This window comes from Desulfobulbaceae bacterium (assembly GCA_015231515.1).
GTDB lineage: Bacteria > Desulfobacterota > Desulfobulbia > Desulfobulbales > VMSU01 > JADGBM01.
In genome coordinates, this window is the sequence record JADGBM010000213.1 from 1 (window position 1) to 2,408 (window position 2,408).

Below are 2,408 nucleotides of genomic sequence, written 5' to 3' on the forward strand. Positions count from 1 at the left end.
CTGCTAGACCAGATAAACCAGTGAAGGGAATAATCATGAACTGGGTTAGTTTTGGAAAAGTGTCTTTGCTGGAATCATGATCGTTTACTATTGGAACAACCTTTTCTTATGAACTGTAAATCTACAAATTAAATGACATTAAATACAAGCCAAGTGATTCTATATTTATGACACCGACCGAATTCATAGCAATCATTACCGCGCAAGCTCAACCAATTATCCTGCTCGAAGGCACGCGTAATATTTCGGAAGAAACCACCCCCTCTCTTGCTGCTTTTGCTGCAAAACTGGCGCTTGCGATTCCAAATGCCCTTTTTCGTTCCGGAAACGCAGCAGGGGCTGATGATGCCTTTGCGAGCGGAATAATATCGGTGGACCCAAAGCGTCTGCAATATATCCTCCCAACAAAAGGGAGCCGTAAAAAGTTTCGCTCATTATCTGCTACTGCGCTTTCTCTTGAGGAGCTGCCTGCTGCAAGGATTGACCAGATTGCAGATGAAACGGTGGCTGCAAGTCCTGAGTATACCTCGATGATGAAAAACAGGCATTCATCTCGCAGACTGGCTAACCTAGCTGCCTATCTGCTCCGCGACACCTTGAAGATTGTCGGATATGGCGATAAATTCTCGCCCGCTACCTTCGGAATCTTTTACGTCAACCCGGACAAGCCTACCGGCGGCGGAACCGGCCACACCATCAGGGTCTGCAAGCGTCATAACATACCGATTGCAACACAAGATGATTGGATGACCTGGGATCTGCAAAAACCGCTAAAAGAAAATGCTGATATTGAACGTATACAGCGAATAGTAGAAAAATGTGTTCGTATATTTGCCCGTCGGCTAGAAAACGGTCGGGGTGGGGCGAATAAATTCGTCTACAAATATCTAGAGCGTCTGTTGCCTGGAGAACCTGCCTTGAACGGTGCAATTTATGAAGACCACGTTATACCGCTCGTTCGCGAGCGTCATTTTAAAGGGATGACAGCAGACGATTTTCTTGAGAAGGCTCTGACAATCTATCATGGCAGCAGATTTGGTGGCCTTGAACTTGTATGGGACTGGCTAGATAACGATATCCCTTTTACCTCGGATGAATACACCGATTTTGTAGAGATATTGGAAACTGCGCTTGGAAATGAGTCGAACCCGCCCACAAAAGAGGACTGGGAAGAACTGAATGATTGGCTGATGAAGTAATTTGAGTATGTTTCGCTTTTCACCTTTAAAACAGGAGGTGATGAAATGAACAGACACAAACCCCACTTTGCCTGGGGCTTCTATGGACACCGCGCCACTCTTTATCGGGATACCATTCCGCACGATGGGTTCAATATCATCAAAAAGTGGATAGAGAGGAACAACGCTGATTACTTTGTGGTTACTTCCAATATTGATGGGCAGTTCCAGAAAGCCGGATACGACGAAGAGCGAGTGTATGAAGTTCATGGCTCGATTCACTGGTTACAGTACCTGGCACGCTGCAATGATAAAATATGGCGTAATGACGAAGTATTCCAAATAGATGAAACCACCATGCGTGCTAGTGCATCGCTCCCTCGATGTTTGTCCGAGGCGTTTGATCAGATTCGCGGGAGCGCCGCAGGCAATGTTGGCATCATGGCGCGTCTGCTCGGCGCGTTTCAGACCATCGCCAGCCTGACGACCGATCAGCGCCGCAGGCAGGCGCTTGTCCTATGCCCCCATTTGTCCTAAAGCCACCGGCTCTGCCGGGGGATATTTACTAGTTCTAAATGGCTTGCTTTTCTGGGCTTAAATCATATACTTAACGCGCATGTTCTTTTTCGGCTATGTTCTGTCTTAGAAATCAAGATACTTAAATTGACAAGATCTGGAGTCGGATCGGAAGAGTTTTTGTAGAATATTTGTGCGATTTAATACTTAAAAGACAATTCACACGCTTTTATTTTGATCTTTGTTCTTGTCTATAAAGGAGAATTGCAGTGAAACTGAAGGACAATAATGGGATATTGTACCCAAGAAAAATGAAGATAGGGAATTTGATTGTGACGGGCACCCCGGGTTCCGGAAAATCCTATTTGATCGGTAAAATCGGCGGTTGGCCCGGAGAGGTAGGAATCGATATTTCCCAGAATAAATGGTGGACGGTGGAACCGCTTTCCCATCGTCCGAGAGAGGTCCATTTTTCTTTTCCATTCGTGGGTGGAGCTCAAAGCCATACGGTTTATGATGAGTGTTGGGAAACTGCGGCAGAATTTCCTGAGGTGGATTGGGAAAAAATTCAAATTCCCAAAAAGAAGACCTTCATTTTTGCCGCAAATTGGCGCGCTAGGTTTGTTTTTGATTTTATCCTGCCGCCTTCAGGGTGGATCATCAAACAGAGGGAGAAGCGACTTGCTTCGGCGGATAAGAGAGTCATGGATATGA

3 protein-coding genes are annotated in these 2,408 nt (G+C 45.9%); all 3 read left to right on the forward strand.

The features are described 5' to 3' along the window. Window positions 1-167 precede the first annotated feature (167 nt). The gene (locus HQK80_16415) at window positions 168-1,199 is read left to right on the forward strand and encodes a hypothetical protein (GenBank protein ID MBF0223774.1); all 1,032 of its coding nucleotides are present in this window, start codon (window positions 168-170) and stop codon (window positions 1,197-1,199) included. Between the two features lie 45 nt (window positions 1,200-1,244). Continuing rightward, complete coding sequence (locus HQK80_16420) at window positions 1,245-1,715, forward strand: hypothetical protein (GenBank protein MBF0223775.1); 471 nt, start codon at window positions 1,245-1,247, stop codon at window positions 1,713-1,715. 248 nt (window positions 1,716-1,963) lie between these two features. Continuing rightward, window positions 1,964-2,408 (forward strand): serine/threonine protein phosphatase (locus HQK80_16425; GenBank protein MBF0223776.1); only part of this gene is annotated, 445 nt, incomplete at its 3' end.

Excerpts from the sequence above, each read along its gene's own strand:
- HQK80_16415 (MBF0223774.1), top strand. The coding sequence starts at position 168 with ATGACACCGACCGAATTCATAGCAATCATTACCGCGCAAGCTCAACCA.
- HQK80_16420 (MBF0223775.1), top strand. The coding sequence starts at position 1,245 with ATGAACAGACACAAACCCCACTTTGCCTGGGGCTTCTATGGACACCGC.